The following is a 16597-nucleotide window of genomic DNA, read 5'->3' as shown; positions in this document are numbered from 1 at the left end:
TGCAACGTTTTTTATGGACCTACGCTATACTTCGCGCGCACGCTTTTCCTGGGGGATGAAATGCCTCGTCCTGGTGGCTATTGCCTTGTTTTCGGGCATGAATTCGGCGTATGCCCAGAAAAAAGTAAAGCTGAAACAGGCCGACCGGCTCCAAGGCGGCAAGGCCGGCGAGGACCGTTTCGACCGTGTGATCGGCAACGTGATCTTCGTCCAGAACACCACCACCATCTATTGCGATTCCGCCCACTTTTTCAAGAAAAGAAACTACATCGAGGCCTTCGGCAAGGTGCGCATCCTGGAGGGCGACTCAGTGACCATCACGGGCAACAAGCTGGAATACGACGGCAATCTCAAACTGGCCAAACTGCGCAACAACGTGGTGTTCACAAAACTGGCTACCTCCACGCTTTATACCGACTTCCTGGATTTTGACCGCCCCAAGAATACGGCCTACTATTACAACAACGGCAAGCTGGTGGACAGCATCAACGTGCTCACCAGTGTGAAAGGCTATTACAACCTGACGTCTAACATGGCGTCGTTCAAAAAAAACGTGCACGTGAAGAACCCCGACTATACGATGACGTCGGATAGTTTGCAATACAATTCGCGCAGCAAAGTCCTTTACTTCCGCACCCCGACTACGGTGGTGGACAAGGACAGCGCCACCTTTGTGTACAACGACGGCGAGTACGACACCAAGACGCGTCGTTCGGACCTGAAGCTGGGCGAGGCCGAGTCGGTCGACTACAAATTGGAGGGCGACGACTATGCGCTCGACGACATCCGCAAAGTATACAAGCTGCGCGGCAACGTGATCATGACCTCAAAAAAGGAGAACATCATCATCTACGGACAGGCCTCCGACTATTATAAACTTAAGGGCGTTTCCAAGGTGTACAACAATCCCTACCTCGCCAAGATCACCGACAACAACGACACCCTTTTCATCTCGGCCGATACCCTGGTGTCGATCGACAGTCCCGATCCCCAGAAGAAAAGATTGCTGGCCTACAACCATGTAAAAATTTATCGCGGCGACCTGCAGGGTCTTGCCGACTCGCTCGAATACCGCTCGGCCGACTCCACCATCTACTTCTACAAAAGCCCGGTGTTGTGGACAGAGGGCAACCAGATGACGGCCGACACCATCCGCATGCTCATCAAGAACAACACGATCGACCGCCTCTTCATGAACGTGAACAGCTTTGTGATCTCGCAGGATACGCTACTCAACTTCAATCAGATCAGTGGCCGCAAGATGACGGCCACTTTCCAGGACAAGAAGATCAGCCGGGTGTATGTCGAGGGAAATGGCGAAAGCATTTATTATGCGCTCAGCGAAAAGAAGGCCGACAAGCCGGTGGGAGCCATGGGCACAAACCGCATCATTTGCAGCAACATTCTCATCCGCTTCCGCGAGGGCAAAGTGAACAACCTGAGTTTCTATACCCGTCCTGAAGCGCGGTTTATTCCGCCTCACGAATTGAAGAAAGAGGACATGACGCTAAAGGGTTTCTCCTGGAAAGGCGACAAGAAACCCAAGCGCGAAGACGTGGTGAAACCCTTTCACCGCAAGAGCCCGTCCATCCAACCCTAAGGTTAACATTCTGGTAACAACAGATTTCGCCACCCCCCGGAGACAGGGGATGCAAAACCGTTATGAAATGGCGAAATCGTTTGTGTGGAAAAAAAGTCGTGTCCGGCAACGAAAAAGTTCTGTTTCTATTATGAGGTCCGGTTAAAATGTTTAAATTTTGTGAAATACATATAGACCCTGGGTATGAAGCGTTTCTGGTTGTTGGCGATTCTGATTTCTGCCTCCCTTGCGGGGTTCGGGCAGGGATTCGAGCTCACTAGCATCCAGGAGTCCTACAAGGGCATCATCGGCGAGACCATCAAGGCTCCCCTCCGCTTCCGCAACACCACCGAAAAACCCATCACCCTCATCATCCGCAAAGTGACCGGTCAGATCGGCGGCACCCAAAAGAACTATTTCTGTGTCGACAACAATTGCCTGGATTCGAAGGTGGAGGATTACATCGTGAAGGTGGAACCAGGTCAAACTCTGAACAACCTCAACATTTCCCTGGAGGCCGGCTTTGTGTCGGGGCCCAGCACACTGAAATACATCGTCTACAACAAGTCAAACCCAGGCCAGCCCGTGGAATTCGTGCTCAACTTCGATGTGGAGGAAAAGCCCGAAAAACAGAGCCTGTACACTTCGAAATTCATCACCCTGCACGACGTCTACCCCAACCCCGTGGTGGATCATGCCCAGGTGGAGTATAAGATCCTGAACGACCAGATTAAGGCCAAGATCGTGGTACACAACCTGTTGGGTAACACGGTGGGCGAATACCAGCTTCCCAGCCTGGAAAACCTGATCCGGATCAAAACCGACGATTTGAACGCCGGAATCTACTTCTACACCCTGTATATCGACGACGAGGGTGTGATGACGCGAAAGCTCATCGTGAAAAAATAAATCAACTTTTTGGGCCGCCCGTGCATCTACAGGCAAAAAAATGACGTTTTCCAGTTCTGGCTTCTTATGCTATATTTGCGGGCTTATGCAACGAGTATCCTCCATTCTTTCCCTTGCGCTGATCCTGATCGTGGCGGCTTCCTGTAGTAAATTCCGCAGGATTGAAAAAAGCGCGGATTGGCGCGTGAAATACGACGCGGCGTTGAACTACTACAACAACAAGAAAGACTATTATAAGGCTTCCGTGTTGTTCGAGCAGATCATCCCCATCGTTCGCGGTCTCCCGGAGGGTGAAAAAGTGCAGTTTTACCTGGCCTATTGCCAGTTTTACGACAAACTGTACCTGTTGGCCTCCGAGCAGTTCAAGACCTTCTATGAGACCTACGGCCGCAGTGCCATGGCCGAGGAAGCGCGGTATATGTATGCCTATTCGCTGTACGAGTCATCGCCAAACGCCAACCTGGACCAATCCAGCAGCAAAGACGCCATGGCGGCCATGCAGCTGTTCCTGAACCGCTATCCCCAAAGCAGTTTCCGCGACAAGGCCATCGAGGTGATCGTGGCTACCCAGGAAAAGCTGGAGAAAAAGGGCTTTGAGAATGCCTACCAGTACTACCGCATGCGCAGCTACAAGGCCGCCATTGTGGCCCTGACCAACTTTAAAGACAATTTCCCCGATTCGAAATACCTGGAACGCACCTACTACCTGGTGATCTCGTCGGAATACCGCCTGGCCGAGCAAAGCATTTATTCCAAGCAATTGGATCGCTACAAAGGCGTGGTGGATCATTATAAAGAATTCGTGGACCGCTTTCCCACCAGCACTTACCTGGAAGACGCAGAGAAGATGTATGGGGACAGTTTGGCCAAGATCAGTAAATCAAAAAACAATAATCTGTAAGAATATGGCAGTTCAATCATCTGTAGTTACACGCGATGTAGAGAAGATCGCAGCCCAGACCGGCAACATCTATGAGTCGGTAGTGGTTATTTCGAAGCGCGCGCGCCAGATCGCCGTCAACATCAAGGAAGAGCTCAACAACAAGCTGGCCGAATTTGCCACCACGGTAGACAACCTGGAGGAAGTGTTCGAGAACCGCGAGCAGATCGAGATCTCCAAGTTCTACGAGCGCATGCCCAAGCCTACCACCACGGCAACTGAAGAATTCCTGGAAGAAAAACTGAACTTCCGTCTCCGCGGCGAAGACGACACGAAGGTCGAACTTTAATTGCGCGAAGCCATGCTGAAAGGCAAGCGGATCGTGGTCGGAGTATGTGGGGGCATTGCGGCGTATAAGTCGGCCGTGCTCGTGCGCCTCCTGGTCAAAGCCGGGGCCGACGTGCAGGTGATCCTGACGCCCGACGCCCACGAATTCATCACGCCGCTTACACTGGCTACGCTTTCCAAAAAGCCTGCCCTCACCCACTTCCAAAAAGCCGACACCGGCGAATGGAACAACCACGTTGACCTGGCCCTGGCCGCCGACGCCATCGTCGTCGCCCCCGCCACGGCCAACACCCTGGGCAAAATGGCACACGGCCTTTGCGACAACCTGTTGCTGGCCGTTTACCTGTCGGCGCGCTGCCCGGTTTTTATGGCCCCGGCCATGGACCTGGACATGCTGCAGCATCCGGCCGTCAAGGAAAATCTCAAAAGACTCAAAAGCTTTGGCAACCACATCATCGACTCCACGTTTGGCGAGCTCGCCAGTGGGTTGGTGGGTACGGGCCGCATGGCCGAGCCGGAGCAGATCGTGCAACACCTGGAGGATTTCTTTCGTCCCCAGCAAAAACTGGCGGGCAAAAAAGTGCTGGTCACGGCCGGCCCAACCTACGAGGCGTTGGACCCCGTCCGTTTTATCGGCAACCACTCCAGCGGCAAGATGGGATTTGCCATCGCCGAAGCCCTGGCCAACGCCGGCGCCGACGTGGATTTAATTGCGGGCCCCACGCAACAGCATACCGAAAATCCCCGCATCAGCGTTAAGCATGTAACTTCCGCCGAAGACATGTACAACGCCTGCACCACCCTCTTCTCCGCTGCCGACATCACCGTGTTGGCCGCCGCCGTGGCCGACTACCGCCCTGCGGTGATCGCCGATCAGAAGATCAAAAAGAAAGACGACGTCTTCAACCTCGAGCTGGTGAAAACGCGCGACATCGCCGCGTCGCTGGGCAAGCTGAAGCACAACGGACAGATCGTGGTGGGCTTTGCCCTGGAAACGGAACACGAGCAAGCCAACGCATTTAAAAAGCTGGAGTCGAAGAATTTTGACCTGATCGTGTTAAATTCGTTGCGCGACAACGGCGCGGGCTTTGGTCACGACACGAACAAGATCACGATCCTGGACCGGAACAACCAGGCCAAGGCATTCGACCTGAAAGACAAGAATGCCGTAGCACAAGACATTGTAGAGGCCATCATTGAAAAACTGCATGACTAAGCGTGCTTTTCTTTTGTGTATCACCCTTTGCTCATTCGGTTTCGGATGGGCGCAGGAACTGGCCTGCACCGTCACCATCAACTCCACACAGATCGCCACTTCCGACCGCGGCATCTTCCGCGACATGAAGACCGCCATCGAGCAGTTCATGAACTCGCGCAAATGGACGCCCGACGCCTATAAGGTCTATGAGAAGATCAACTGCAACATGCTGATCACCATCACCAAGATGCCCTCCGTGGGCAACTTCACAGCCTCCGTACAGATCCAGGCTGCGCGGCCGGTGTATGGCACGAACTACTCCAGCCTGATCTTCAACTTTGCCGACCGCGATTGGGAGTTTGAATACATCGAGTCGCTTCCCCTGGAATTCAACGACAATACCTACACCACCAACCTCACCTCCATGCTGGCGCTGTATGCCTACCTGATCGTGGGTGTCGATGCCGACACGTTTAGCGAATTGGGTGGCACAGCGTATTTCCAGAAAGCGCTGGCCGTGGTCAACAACGCGCAGCAATCCAACCGTGCGGGTTGGCAAGCCCTGGGGGGCAACAACCGGAGCCGCTATTGGATCGTGGAGAACTATAACAACGCGCAGTCGGTCGATGTCCGCAAGGCCCTCTACTCCTATCACCGCCTGGCGCTCGACAACTTTGAGAAAGATCCCGACAAAAGCCGTGAGATCATCCTCAAAAGTTTGCGCGACGTAAAGAAAATGCGCGATATCAACCCTGCGTCTATCCTGGTGATCAGCTTTTTTGACGCCAAGGGCAAGGAATTGTCCAACATTTTTTCCAGCGGCAACATCCAGGTCCGCCGGGAGGTCTACGACATCGTGACGGCCATCGACCCGTCCAACACCCGGGCGGGATACAGCAAGATGATCGAGAACTGATCTCCCCTTGCCCGTGTTTGGATTCATGCCCCGATTTCGGCAGTTTTACCGATCCTAAATTTTCTCATGAGCACCAAACAACTCCGCCTCAGCGACGCCGTGCAAATCCGGAAACGGGTGGCCGAATTTCTGGGTAAAAAAATTAATATTGTGCTCACAGACAACACCGCCATGTTTGGCGAACTTACCGACGTGAACGCCACCGAGATCAAGCTCCTGAACATGCGCCGCAAAAAAATGACCTACCGGATCGACACCATTGCCGAACTCTATTTCGACACCTTTGCCTGAATGCTGAAGCATATCACCATACAAAACTATGCGCTCATCAAACACCTGGAGCTGGAGCCCTCCCCGAGCCTCAATGTGATCACGGGCGAAACGGGTGCGGGCAAGTCCATCATGCTGGGCGCCATCGGCCTGCTCATGGGCAACCGCGCCGACACCAAGGTGTTGTGGGACGAAGAACAGAAGTGCATCATCGAAGGCTCGTTTGCCATCAAGGAATATAAACTCAAATCCGTCTTCAAAGCGGAAGACCTCGACTACGACGAAATCACGGTGATCCGCAGAGAGATCAGCCCCGGTGGAAAATCGCGGGCATTCATCAACGACACGCCCGTGACCCTGGAGGTGATGAAACGCATCGGAAATCTGTTGATGGACATCCACTCGCAACATGAAACCCTGCAACTGGGTCAGCAAAGCTTCCAACTGCGGTTGATCGATGCCTATGCGGCCAACCATACGCTACGCGAACAGTATGCAACGGACTGGCAAGCCTACGTCAAGGCCCGCAAAGATTTCGAGAATCTGAGTGCAGAGGCCGACACGCTGCGGCAGGAAGCCGACTATGTGCGCTTTCAACTGGACGAACTGAACCAAGCCCACCTGGAAGAAGGCGAACAGGAAACGCTGGAGTCGGAAGTGAAGGTGATGGATCATACCAGCGAGATCAAAAGCAGCTTCAACCTGATCCTCGACGCCGTGACGCTTTCGGATTTTGCCGCGCGCGTCAAGCTGAGCGAAGCGCGCGCCGCGTTGAGCAGTGTCTCTTCCTACTCGCCCGCCTATGCCGCCTTGTTGCAGCGCCTGGAAAGTGTGCTCATCGAACTGGACGACATCATGAGCGAAATTGAAAGCGAAGAAGAGAAGATCGAGTTCGATCCGCAACACGCCGAGTTTGCCAAGGAAAGACTGAGCACGATCTACAAATTGCTCAAAAAACATAAAGCCGAAGACCTCAAGACGCTGCTGGCCATCCAGGAAAGCCTGTCTCAAAAAGATGCGCTCACCTCCAACCTGGACGAGTCGCTGGAGAGAGCCAAGCAAGATTTTGAAGCGGCACTCAAAGTGGTGACGGCCACGGCAAAAAAGCTCACGGACTCGCGCACGAAAGTTTTCATCCCGCTGTGCAAACAACTCACTGCCTTGTTGCAAGAGCTGGGTATACCGAATGCCACGTTGCAAATTGACATGCAACCGGCCGAGTTGTCGGCGCAAGGTGCAGATCGCATCGATATTCTTTTTAGCGCCAACAAGGGCGTGGCCCCGCGTCCGTTGGCCCAGGTGGCATCGGGGGGCGAGTTCTCGCGGCTCATGTTCAGCATCAAATATGTGATGGCCGAAAAGACCGCCATGCCAACACTCATCCTCGATGAAATTGATACCGGCATTTCTGGGGAAGTGGCCATGAAGCTGGGCACGCTCATGAAGACCATGGCGACACGCCACCAGTTGATTGCCATCAGTCACTTGCCACAGATCGCAGCCAAGGGCGACGCGCATTACTTTGTCTATAAAGACAACACGTCATCCAAAACCATCAGCGCCATCAAAGTGTTGAGTGCAGAGGACCGCGTGCAGGAGATCGCCAAGATGATCGGGGGTGCCAAGCCTTCGAAGGTGGCCCTGGAAAATGCGCAAGAGCTGTTGGGAAGATAGGACACCCAACGCTTCCGCTACTCGTTTGTGGACACGGGTTTCTTTCCTGCTTCCCTCTCGAATTCCTCTTCCATGCGACGTTCCTCTTTCACACGGCGACCTAAGGTTCCCTGAAAGCGTCTCCAGAATCCTTCACGTTTCACGATCGATACAAATTCCGGGCGATAGGCTTTCGTCGTATCGATCAGCGGCAGTGGCTTGACTTCGCGGTTCAGGATATCATAGACCACGGGGATGGCCGTCACGCCGGGACAATACTTTTTTGAAAAGCTCCCTAACACGCGCGACTGGAACGGGTCGGTAGCCAGGGCAATTTTTTGAAAGCCCATTTTCTTGGCCATCTTCCAGGAGTAGTAGACGTTTTCCGTGCTGTGCTCTGCCCGGGTTTCGGCAAAGGTATGCTCCGGGGGAATGCCCAGCGAGTCGGCCATGGTCTTCATCACAATGCCTTCTACAAAATGGGTGTACACGGCCGAGCCGGAGAAAATAATATTTTTGGTGAAACCACTGTCGTAAAGATGCTTGGCCCAATAGACGCGCATGCGCATGATGGACGTTGTATTTTCTTTTTCGTAGGGAACACCGGGCACGATCACCACATCAAACGGTTTGTCCTTCTTTGCCTGTTCATACGATTTCTTGGCGTAGTGCGAGAACGAGCAATGGGTCAATAACAAGGCTGCGGCCAGGAAAACGTGAACGTAAATAAAAATCCTCAAAAATTTCTTTAACTGTCTGTTCATACCTCTATCCATTTATATTTACCCCCCGGCCCCCTCCCAGGGTCAGTCTCCATCCTGTGTCATATTCCAATTCGCCTTCGTCCACCATGTCGCGGATCACGTCCACGAACAGGTCGTGGTCGCGGGGTGCGATGATTTCTTCCACTTCTTCCACGGTGAGGGGTTTCTTTTTTAGCACGGTGAGCACTTCACCATGAAGATCCTCGAAGGCGTGTATATTTTCTTTTTTCCGATTTTGTACGCAAACATCGCATAGGCCACATACCTTAAACGTCACCTCGTCAAAATAATCTTGCACGAACTGCATCCGGCAACGGTGGGTGTTGGTCACGTAGCCGATCATGGCATTCATCTTACCCAGGATGAGCTGGCGGCGTTCTTCCATGCGCTGGAGGTTCAACGGAAGACGGTCGGCATCCTGACGGGGCATCAGGAAGGTTACCTGGGGTTTATCTTTTGCCGGCTCATAAATTAAAACCCGTAAGCCGTGAAGATGTTCTAGCATTTTAAACATTTCGCTAGTGGAAATTTTCAACGCTTTGGCCAGTTGGGCTTCCGATATATTTACAAAACCGGACATCAATTCACCGCCATATAGCCGGAGCAGCATTTTTATGGCCGGATCGAACCTCGCGTTGGCTACCTGGAACTCATAAAGCTTGCCTTTGTCCAGCGACAGGTGCAATCGCGAGGGGCTGTAATAGCTTTCGTTGAATTGGATCAGCCCCTCTTCCTCCAGCTTTTTGAGGCCGGCGTATACTTCCGTGGCCTGCAGGTGGAAACGCTCCACAAACTCGTTCAGTTCGAAATTATAGCTCTGGCCTTCCGCGCTGCCTTCGGCCAATTGATAGTAGTTGGCCAGGGCCTGGTATACTTTTTTCAAATAGGCCGGCGAGGGCTGCGACTGCTCCACTTTTGTTTTGAGGTTCACCAGGTCGGCCTCCTGGTAGATCACGGCCGCATAGGCCCGTTGTCCATCCCGGCCGCCACGGCCCGCCTCCTGGTAGTAGGCCTCCAGGTTTTCGGGCAGATCGAGGTGAATCACCAGGCGGACGTCGGGTTTGTCGATGCCCATACCGAAGGCGTTGGTGGCCACGATGACGCGTTTTTCATTTTTGATCCATTCCTCCTGTCGCCTACCGCGCTCTTCAAAATCGAGGCCGGCGTGATAGAAGGAAGCGGAGATCTTTTTTTTCACGAGCCAATCGGCAATGTCCTGTGTGGCTTTGCGGGAGCGCACGTAGATGATGGACGAGCCTTTCACCTTCGTGAGAATTTCCAACACTTTGCGGTCTTTGTTTTCAGTATGACGAACGACAAACGAAAGGTTCTCGCGGGCAAATGATTTTTGAAAGACGCCAGCCGGTTCTTTAAAGGCCAGCTTCTCCATAATGTCGTTGCGCACCTGTTGGGTGGCCGTGGCGGTGAGGGCGATCACAGGCACGTCGGGTTTCAGCTCGCGCAGCGATGCGATCTTTAAATAGGATGGCCGGAAATCGTAGCCCCATTGTGAAATGCAATGCGCTTCGTCCACGGCGATGAGGCCCACCTTCATGCGCTTCACGCGTTCGATAAAGATCTCGGTGAGCAAACGCTCCGGCGACACGTACAGGAATTTGATGGTGCCATACACGCAGTTGTCCAGCAAGATGTCGATCTCGCGGCGGGCGAGGCCGGAGTGGATGGCGACGGCCTCGATCTGGCGACGCTTCAACTGCTCCACCTGGTCTTTCATGAGGGCAATGAGCGGGGTGATCACAATGCAAACCCCCTCCAACAACAATGCGGGTACCTGGAAGCATACGGACTTGCCTCCCCCTGTGGGCAACAGCGCCAGGGTATCATTGCCCTGCAAAACGGAGTTGACAATATCCTCCTGCAGGGGCCGGAACTGGCTGTGATTCCAGTATCGTTTCAGTATGGTTTGCGGGGTCTCCAACGAAACGAAGATAGCCGAAAGGTTGCGCTATAAAAAAAGACCCGGCAAGTTTCGGCCTGCCGGGTCTTCCTCCTATGGAATGATGGTTATTTGGTTTGCGATTGCATGAGCTTTACGCCCGCTTCGCCCATGTGTTTGAACAAGATGGCTTTGTATTCCCGGGTGTTGGTGTACCCGCCATTAGCCGCAAAGAATTCCTCGAAGAGCGGTGCCCAATCGGAGCCGGAGGGCATGATGAAGCCGAATTGTTCTATGGCTTTGTCGGCCACGGCGTGCCGTTTTATGCTTTTCTTCATCTGGACCGCTTCCAGGTAGAACGCCAGGTCCAGATAGGCAAGACCTTTAGGATCGGCTAGCATTTTTTCGAGCGATTCCTGGCTGGTGGTGGTGTAGGACACCTTGAGATCGGGAAAATATTTTGTTTTCAGATCGGTAATGCGTTGTTCGTTCACGGTGCCCTTGGCCGTATAGGCGGTGAGGTCCGAAAATGTTTTGGGCATATCTTCCAGTTTCGACAAGGTGGATATTTTACCCTGCGTTACCAGGATAGCAAAGTTGGTGATGAAGGGCGGGCTGAATTTTACTTCTTTTTTCCGTTCGTCGGTGATGGTGATGTTGCCCATACCGACTACGCCTCCCTTGGAGATCTTTACTTTGTCGTACATGCTCTTGAAGTTGGACCCATCGCCCACAAATTTGGACTCGACGGTCACTTGTTTATTTTCCTTCACCCAGGCTTTGAAGTCGCCCATGATGTCGATGCAGATGCCCGCGAGTTGGCCGGTGTTATCGATGTATACGAAGCTGGGGGTTTGCACGTAGGCCAGCGAGAGGGTGCCTTTTCCATTTTTCTTGGCTTGCTTCCAGGTATCGGCCGAATAAGATTGCGCCAGACATGACGCGGCGCCTAACAGGATGAAAAAAGTAAACAGGGATTTCATGGTAAGGTGATTGAACCACGAGTTTAGAGGTTTCGCCTCTATAAATTCCAATGGGCGTAATATCGGTGTGCGTTTTTTCGAATAATTACGGGATTAGCCTGACTTTTCCCTTTTTACCAGGTGATTTTTTCTTTTTTCAGAAAGGCGTCTACCCCACGCTTGCAATCCCCGGTAGCCCGGGCGGTAGCATTGGATTCCGCCGCAAACGTCAATGCCTGTTCGAGGGGGAGCTCCTGTACGCGGGCAATCATTTGCTTGGTTTGCATCATGGCTTGCGCTGAGTTGGAGCGGATGAGCGATGCAGCAAAGGCGATGGTCTCCTGCTCCAGGTTTTCCTTCGGGATGATGCGGTTGATGAGGGAGAGACGCTGGGCTTCGTCGGCCGTGATCAGTTCGCCGCTGAGCAGGAGTTGCTTCGATCGGGCCTCGCCGATCTTGCGCAGTAAAAAGATCATGACGATGGCGGGAATAAATCCGATCCTTACTTCAGTGTAGCCAAACTTTGCTTCGGGAACGGCAAATACAAAATCGCATACGGTTGCCAGTCCGCAGCCGCCCGCCAACGCATGGCCTTGCACCTGGGCGATGACCACTTTTTTCAGCGTATAGATCTGCAGGAACAATTCTTTCAGGTGATTCGAATCGGCAAGATTCTCTTCATACGAAAAATGCTGAAGCTGCTGCAGGTAGCCCAGGTCGGCACCCGCGCAAAACGCCTCCCCTTGCGCTTTGAGGATGATGATCTTTACGGTGGCGTCCATCTCCAGGGCGGTGAAGGCCGCTTTCAATTCGCTCACCAATTCAAAACTCAGGGCGTTTCTTTTTTCGGGCCGGCTTAGGGTGATGGTTCCGATGCCTTGGTCTGCGCTGTATTGGATATATTTCATGTCTTTTGATTAAATCACGGTTCCCTTATATCATATCGATCGATCAAATGCGCCGTCGTGCCACACGGAATAAACCGGCTGGCCCCGTTCTTTCGCTTGTTGCAGCAACCGGTTGGCAAGATAGAATTTATTGCTGCTGTCGACGATGATCTGTTTGGCCACAACCTTTGACACTACGGAAGAAAGATCGCGCACGGCATTGTGACTAAGGATCAGGTAATCGACCTGCAAAGTTGAAGGAAGCGAAAATTCCCGGTCGGAAATGCGCAGAATAGATTCGCCATGCCACACCATCAGCGTGCAGCCTTTCCATTCGTTTATGGGTGGAGGCGGTGCCGTTTCCTGCGCGTTGTAAAGGATCCGGTTTGGGGCCAGGTGGAATTTCACTTTCGATCGATCCCGGATCAACGCGGTATCGCCCCAGCTAAAAACCGTTCTCTCGTTCATCAGGTCCACCGCCGTTTGCCCGGAGACTTTATAGACCGTTATGCGTTGCTGATCGATTTGTTCCCGCACATAGCTCCCCTGCAATACAGCAAATCCCACGGCGGCGAAACCAGCCGTCACCAGCCACGACATCCTTCTTGTTTCCAGCAACCGGACGAGACAGAGCAACATCGCGGTGAGCAAAACAAATTGCCAGGGCGTGATATAGACATTTTCGATCTTACTGAATGGGAAATTCTCAACACCAAAAACAAATCCATTCATCATTTTCACCAGCCACCCCAGCCCTATACCCAAAAAGCCGGCCACCACGGGCACGGCGCTTACGGCCAACAACACCAAGCCGGCGATGAGCACCCCAAAAGAGGCGGGGATGACCACGAGGTTTGTGATCAGAAAATAATTGGGGAACTGATGGAAGTACAACAACCCCACCGTGAACGTAGCAAATTGCGCCGCCAGCGACACGCTGCTCACTTTCCAGATTTCGTCCCATAACCTGTTCTTAGGCTCCCACAACGCATAGATACCGGGTTGAAAATAGACGATGCCCAGCAAAGCCAGATAAGAAAGCTGAAACCCCACCGACATGATCATGAACGGATCGACCAGCAACAAGCAAAAAGCAGATGCTGCCAGCGTGTTATAGATATTCATTTGCCGGTTCATCGGCCGCGCCAACGCCATAAATGAAAACATGGTGACCGCCCGCAACACAGACGGAGAAAGCCCTGTCACAAACGCATAGCCCCAAAGCACAAAAATGCTGACGACGGCCAGGATCCATTTTCCGGAGTAAGTTTTCTGAAGCGGCCGCAACATCAACAGCAGCAACCAATACACGATGCCCACGTGCAACCCCGAAACCGACAACACATGCAACGCCCCCGTCGCGGCATAGGCCTGCAGAACTTCATTGTCCAGCCCATCCGTTACACCCAAGACCAAAGCCGATGCCAATCCGTATTCGCGGTCGCCGGGCACAAAACGACGGATCACACCATCGGCCCAAAGCCGCACGGCAATGGCGTGACGCATCAAAGTTCCCGGAGGGTCGTAGGCAATTTGCTGCACATCGCCGGTGCGTAGGAATTGCTGATGATAAATTTGACGGTAAGAAAGGTATTGCCGGTAGTCGAATTCTCCCGGGTTGCCGGGAGGCGGAATGAATTGGGGCGAGCCTTTCACAAGCAAAACATCGCCATACGCAAAAGGCTTTTTAAAATCCTGTTTGGAAAGATACAGTAGGACGTTGCCTTGCTGTGGCCTCCACCGGCCTGCGGTGTTCACTTGCTGCACGGCGACTTCCAGTTTCCAGGATTTACTTTTCTCTTCTGAAGGCTTCGTCGCTACGGCCGTGTAATAGGCGACTGGCGTTTTCAGGTGAAGAAAATGAGCATCGCTTCGGGAGGCCGTGCGTTGGAGCGTGATGCTGAAACCGGCCACAAAGAGGGCCAGCAATCCGAACAGCCCGGGGTTGAGTTGCCAGCGGCGATAGGTCAGCGCCAGCACAAAGTAGATCATGCAGAGGCCCACCAACAGGGCTTGCGCCAACGGCGCGTCGATTGCGTCCGGGAGATGGATGGCCAGCAGGATGCCGCCCCCTAGAAATACCACCATGCGGACGAAGGCGTAGGGTATCCAACGGTTCATGAAGAAAGGTAATAAAATTCCGTCAGGAACTTTCCTTGTCGTAGGCTTCGATGATGTCGCGCACGAGGCGGTGACGCACCACGTCTTTCTCGTTGAGTTCCACGATGCCGATGCCTTTCACGTCTTTCAGGATGCGCACCGCTTCCTTGAGGCCGGAGCTTTGCCGCGTGGGCAAGTCGATCTGGGAAGCGTCGCCGGTGACGATCATTTTGGATTCGGGGCCCATGCGGGTGAGGAACATTTTCATTTGCATGGGCGTGGTGTTCTGCGCTTCGTCCAGCAGGATGAAGGCGTTGTTCAGGGTGCGGCCGCGCATGTAGGCCAGGGGTGCGATCTCGATGATCTCGCGTTCCATGTAGAAGCCCAGCTTCTCGAAGGGGATCATGTCGTTCAGTGCGTCGTAGATGGGGCGCAGGTAGGGATCGATCTTTTCTTTCAGATCACCCGGCAAAAAGCCAAGGTTCTCCCCTGCCTCCACCGCGGGGCGCGTGATGATGATCTTCTTTACCTGTTTGTTTTTGAGTGCTCTCACGGCCAGCGCCACAGAGATGTAGGTCTTGCCGGTCCCCGCCGGACCAAGCGCAAAGACCAGGTCGTTGTCTTTCACCAACTGCACGAGTTTGAGCTGGTTGGCGGTCTTGGGCTTGATGGGGTTGCCTTTGGTGCCATAGACGATCACGTCTTCGGCGGCCTGGTGTTCGGCTTGCACTACCTCGTGTTCGCGCTCGATGTAGGCTTGCACGTTTTCTTCCGTGATGCGGCCATACTTGTGATAGTGGTCCACCAGCGAGGTGAGCACATCGTCGATCTGGCCGATCTCGGCCGTGGGTCCTTTGATCAGTATTTGGTTGCCGCGTGATATGATCCTGCTTTTGGGAAAGGCTGCCGACAACGTGTCGATGGTCTTGTTCTCGATTCCCAGGAAGTCAACCATGGAAATATTTTCCAGTGTAACTACTTTTTCGGTCAAATGAATATGGATTTAGAGTAAAAGCAATGTGGCTTAAAAATGTTTACTTTGCCATACCAAAATTAACGAATATCTGCGGTAGCATCAACCATGGCCATTGTTACGCTTCTTACGGACTCCGGCGAAAGTGATCACTATGTGGCCGCGGTCAAGGCCCGGATCATCAGTATAAACCCGGGGGTTCGGGTGGAAGACATCAGCCATCACATCAAACCAGCAGACATTGCCCACGCCGCCTTTGTGTTGCGGGCTGTTTTCCGCGATTTTCCCAAAGGCACCGTGCACCTGGTCGGCGTAGATGCAACAGGAAACCGGGGCGATGCGTTCATTGCCCTGCAGTTGGAGGACCATTTTTTTGTGGGGTGCGACAATGGGCTGTTTGGCCTCATCAGCGAAAAGCCCCACCAGCAACTGGCCGAACTCAATGCCATCGCCACGGTGAGCACCACCTTTCCCGAACGCGACATCTTTGCACCGGCGGCCGCCAAATTGGCCAGCGGCGTGGCCATCACCACCCTGGGCAAACCCATGCCGGCGTTCAAAAAAATGATCGACCGCCAGATGAAAGCCACCAAAAAGCAGATCACGGGCAGCATCATCCGCGTGGACAATATGGGCAACCTCATCACCAACATCAGCAAAGATGCGTTCGACGTGCTGAGCCAGGGAAAAGCATACACCATCCAATTCGGGGGCGAAAAATTCCGCCGCATCCAGACCCAATACAGCCAGGCCGAACAGGGCGAATGCTTTATCGTGTTCAATAGCCTGAACCTGCTGGAAGTCGGCATCTACAAGGGGAACGCCTCGGAGTTGCTGGGACTTGGTTATGGGGGGACAGTGAATGTTATCTTCGAGGAATGACGACAACGGTCATCCTGCAGCCTGGTCCACTCACCCGTCTTTTGTCGTAAGCCATAAAAATTTAATCCACATGCTCATCCGAATCGTCCGCATGCATTTTAAAGAATCGGGGGTCGAAGAATTTCTCACCGTCTTCAACCGGCACAAAACCGAGATCCGGAATTTTGAAGGGTGCTCGCACCTGGAGTTGCTCAAGGATGTTGACGCACCCCACACCTACATCACCTATAGCTACTGGCGCGATGCCGCAGCGTTGGAGCGCTACCGGCAGTCGGCACTCTTTGAAAGTGTGTGGGGAAGAACCAAGGAATTATTTGCGGATCGGCCGCGGGCGTTTTCGGTGGAGAAATTTATCGATGTACCGGGGAATGCTTGAGAC

The 16597-nt window shown here is 53.3% G+C and carries 16 protein-coding genes; 10 read left to right on the top strand and 6 right to left on the bottom strand.

Annotation, left to right across the window (positions count from 1 at the left end):
• The first annotated feature begins 13 nt into the window (after positions 1–13).
• The 8 genes from BUB30_RS21730 to recN all read left to right on the top strand — a co-directional run bounded on the left by BUB30_RS21730 (position 14) and on the right by recN (position 7774).
• Positions 14–1600 carry an OstA-like protein gene (locus BUB30_RS21730; protein ID WP_084138301.1) on the top strand — a complete coding sequence of 529 codons (1587 nt, stop codon included), beginning with the start codon at positions 14–16 and terminating at the stop codon, positions 1598–1600.
• A gap of 183 nt (positions 1601–1783) precedes the next feature.
• Positions 1784–2488, top strand: a complete 705-nt coding sequence (locus tag BUB30_RS21725) for a T9SS type A sorting domain-containing protein (protein WP_073138139.1) — start codon at positions 1784–1786, stop codon at positions 2486–2488.
• An 85-nt stretch (positions 2489–2573) separates the two neighbouring features.
• On the top strand, positions 2574–3389 hold the full coding sequence (locus BUB30_RS21720) for an outer membrane protein assembly factor BamD (protein WP_073138137.1): 816 nt from the start codon (positions 2574–2576) through the stop codon (positions 3387–3389).
• A 4-nt stretch (positions 3390–3393) separates the two neighbouring features.
• Positions 3394–3717 (top strand): DNA-directed RNA polymerase subunit omega, encoded by a 324-nt coding sequence (locus BUB30_RS21715; protein ID WP_073138135.1) that lies wholly within the window; start codon positions 3394–3396, stop codon positions 3715–3717.
• Positions 3718–3729: 12 nt separating this feature from the next.
• On the top strand, positions 3730–4932 hold the full coding sequence (coaBC, locus tag BUB30_RS21710; RefSeq protein ID WP_073139591.1) for a bifunctional phosphopantothenoylcysteine decarboxylase/phosphopantothenate--cysteine ligase CoaBC: 1203 nt from the start codon (positions 3730–3732) through the stop codon (positions 4930–4932).
• On the top strand, positions 4925–5830 hold the full coding sequence (gene porD / locus BUB30_RS21705) for a type IX secretion system protein PorD (protein ID WP_073138133.1): 906 nt from the start codon (positions 4925–4927) through the stop codon (positions 5828–5830). Before coaBC ends, porD begins: the two co-directional genes overlap by 8 nt.
• A 66-nt stretch (positions 5831–5896) precedes the next feature.
• Positions 5897–6121, top strand: coding sequence for a hypothetical protein (locus tag BUB30_RS21700; RefSeq protein ID WP_073138131.1), 225 nt, complete (start codon positions 5897–5899; stop codon positions 6119–6121).
• Complete coding sequence (gene recN / locus BUB30_RS21695) at positions 6122–7774, top strand: DNA repair protein RecN (RefSeq protein ID WP_073138129.1); 1653 nt, start codon at positions 6122–6124, stop codon at positions 7772–7774.
• A gap of 17 nt (positions 7775–7791) precedes the next feature.
• On the opposite strand, the gene BUB30_RS21690 is transcribed toward recN, so the two are convergent.
• From BUB30_RS21690 to BUB30_RS21665, 6 genes are all read right to left on the bottom strand, one after another.
• On the bottom strand, positions 7792–8517 hold the full coding sequence (locus tag BUB30_RS21690; protein WP_073138127.1) for a YdcF family protein: 726 nt from the start codon (positions 8515–8517) through the stop codon (positions 7792–7794).
• 4 nt (positions 8518–8521) lie between these two features.
• Positions 8522–10456: a RecQ family ATP-dependent DNA helicase gene (locus tag BUB30_RS21685; RefSeq protein WP_073138125.1), complete on the bottom strand. Its 1935-nt coding sequence runs from the start codon at positions 10454–10456 to the stop codon at positions 8522–8524.
• An 86-nt stretch (positions 10457–10542) separates the two neighbouring features.
• Positions 10543–11397, bottom strand: coding sequence for a substrate-binding periplasmic protein (locus tag BUB30_RS21680; RefSeq protein ID WP_073138123.1), 855 nt, complete (start codon positions 11395–11397; stop codon positions 10543–10545).
• 113 nt (positions 11398–11510) lie between these two features.
• Entirely contained in the window at positions 11511–12284 is a 774-nt protein-coding gene (locus BUB30_RS21675) for an enoyl-CoA hydratase/isomerase family protein (protein WP_073138121.1), read from the bottom strand.
• A gap of 30 nt (positions 12285–12314) precedes the next feature.
• The gene (locus BUB30_RS21670; RefSeq protein WP_073138119.1) at positions 12315–14384 is read right to left on the bottom strand and encodes a ComEC/Rec2 family competence protein; all 2070 of its coding nucleotides are present in this window, start codon (positions 14382–14384) and stop codon (positions 12315–12317) included.
• Between the two features lie 22 nt (positions 14385–14406).
• Positions 14407–15354 (bottom strand): PhoH family protein, encoded by a 948-nt coding sequence (locus BUB30_RS21665; protein WP_073138117.1) that lies wholly within the window; start codon positions 15352–15354, stop codon positions 14407–14409.
• 90 nt (positions 15355–15444) lie between these two features.
• On the opposite strand from BUB30_RS21665, the gene BUB30_RS21660 reads away from it, so the two are divergent.
• Together BUB30_RS21660 and BUB30_RS21655 are read left to right on the top strand one after the other, a co-directional pair.
• Positions 15445–16218: an SAM hydrolase/SAM-dependent halogenase family protein gene (locus BUB30_RS21660; RefSeq protein ID WP_073138115.1), complete on the top strand. Its 774-nt coding sequence runs from the start codon at positions 15445–15447 to the stop codon at positions 16216–16218.
• A gap of 70 nt (positions 16219–16288) precedes the next feature.
• Positions 16289–16594: a putative quinol monooxygenase gene (locus BUB30_RS21655; RefSeq protein ID WP_073138113.1), complete on the top strand. Its 306-nt coding sequence runs from the start codon at positions 16289–16291 to the stop codon at positions 16592–16594.
• The last annotated feature ends 3 nt before the right edge of the window (positions 16595–16597 follow it).

The sequence above is a fragment of the Chryseolinea serpens genome, assembly GCF_900129725.1.
Taxonomy (GTDB): domain Bacteria; phylum Bacteroidota; class Bacteroidia; order Cytophagales; family Cyclobacteriaceae; genus Chryseolinea; species Chryseolinea serpens.
The sequence above is the reverse complement of the archived record's forward strand: the minus strand, read 5'-3'. Positions and strand labels throughout refer to the sequence as shown.

Bases quoted from the DNA above. Each gene is read 5' to 3' on its own strand.
- BUB30_RS21675 (WP_073138121.1), bottom strand. From the start codon at position 12,284: ATGAAATATATCCAATACAGCGCAGACCAAGGCATCGGAACCATCACC.
- BUB30_RS21660 (WP_073138115.1), top strand. From the start codon at position 15,445: ATGGCCATTGTTACGCTTCTTACGGACTCCGGCGAAAGTGATCACTAT.
- BUB30_RS21655 (WP_073138113.1), top strand. From the start codon at position 16,289: ATGCTCATCCGAATCGTCCGCATGCATTTTAAAGAATCGGGGGTCGAA.
- BUB30_RS21690 (WP_073138127.1), bottom strand. From the start codon at position 8,517: ATGAACAGACAGTTAAAGAAATTTTTGAGGATTTTTATTTACGTTCAC.
- BUB30_RS21700 (WP_073138131.1), top strand. From the start codon at position 5,897: ATGAGCACCAAACAACTCCGCCTCAGCGACGCCGTGCAAATCCGGAAA.
- BUB30_RS21720 (WP_073138137.1), top strand. From the start codon at position 2,574: ATGCAACGAGTATCCTCCATTCTTTCCCTTGCGCTGATCCTGATCGTG.
- BUB30_RS21715 (WP_073138135.1), top strand. From the start codon at position 3,394: ATGGCAGTTCAATCATCTGTAGTTACACGCGATGTAGAGAAGATCGCA.
- BUB30_RS21730 (WP_084138301.1), top strand. From the start codon at position 14: ATGGACCTACGCTATACTTCGCGCGCACGCTTTTCCTGGGGGATGAAA.
- BUB30_RS21725 (WP_073138139.1), top strand. From the start codon at position 1,784: ATGAAGCGTTTCTGGTTGTTGGCGATTCTGATTTCTGCCTCCCTTGCG.
- BUB30_RS21680 (WP_073138123.1), bottom strand. From the start codon at position 11,397: ATGAAATCCCTGTTTACTTTTTTCATCCTGTTAGGCGCCGCGTCATGT.
- recN (WP_073138129.1), top strand. From the start codon at position 6,122: ATGCTGAAGCATATCACCATACAAAACTATGCGCTCATCAAACACCTG.
- BUB30_RS21670 (WP_073138119.1), bottom strand. From the start codon at position 14,384: ATGAACCGTTGGATACCCTACGCCTTCGTCCGCATGGTGGTATTTCTA.
- porD (WP_073138133.1), top strand. From the start codon at position 4,925: ATGACTAAGCGTGCTTTTCTTTTGTGTATCACCCTTTGCTCATTCGGT.
- coaBC (WP_073139591.1), top strand. From the start codon at position 3,730: ATGCTGAAAGGCAAGCGGATCGTGGTCGGAGTATGTGGGGGCATTGCG.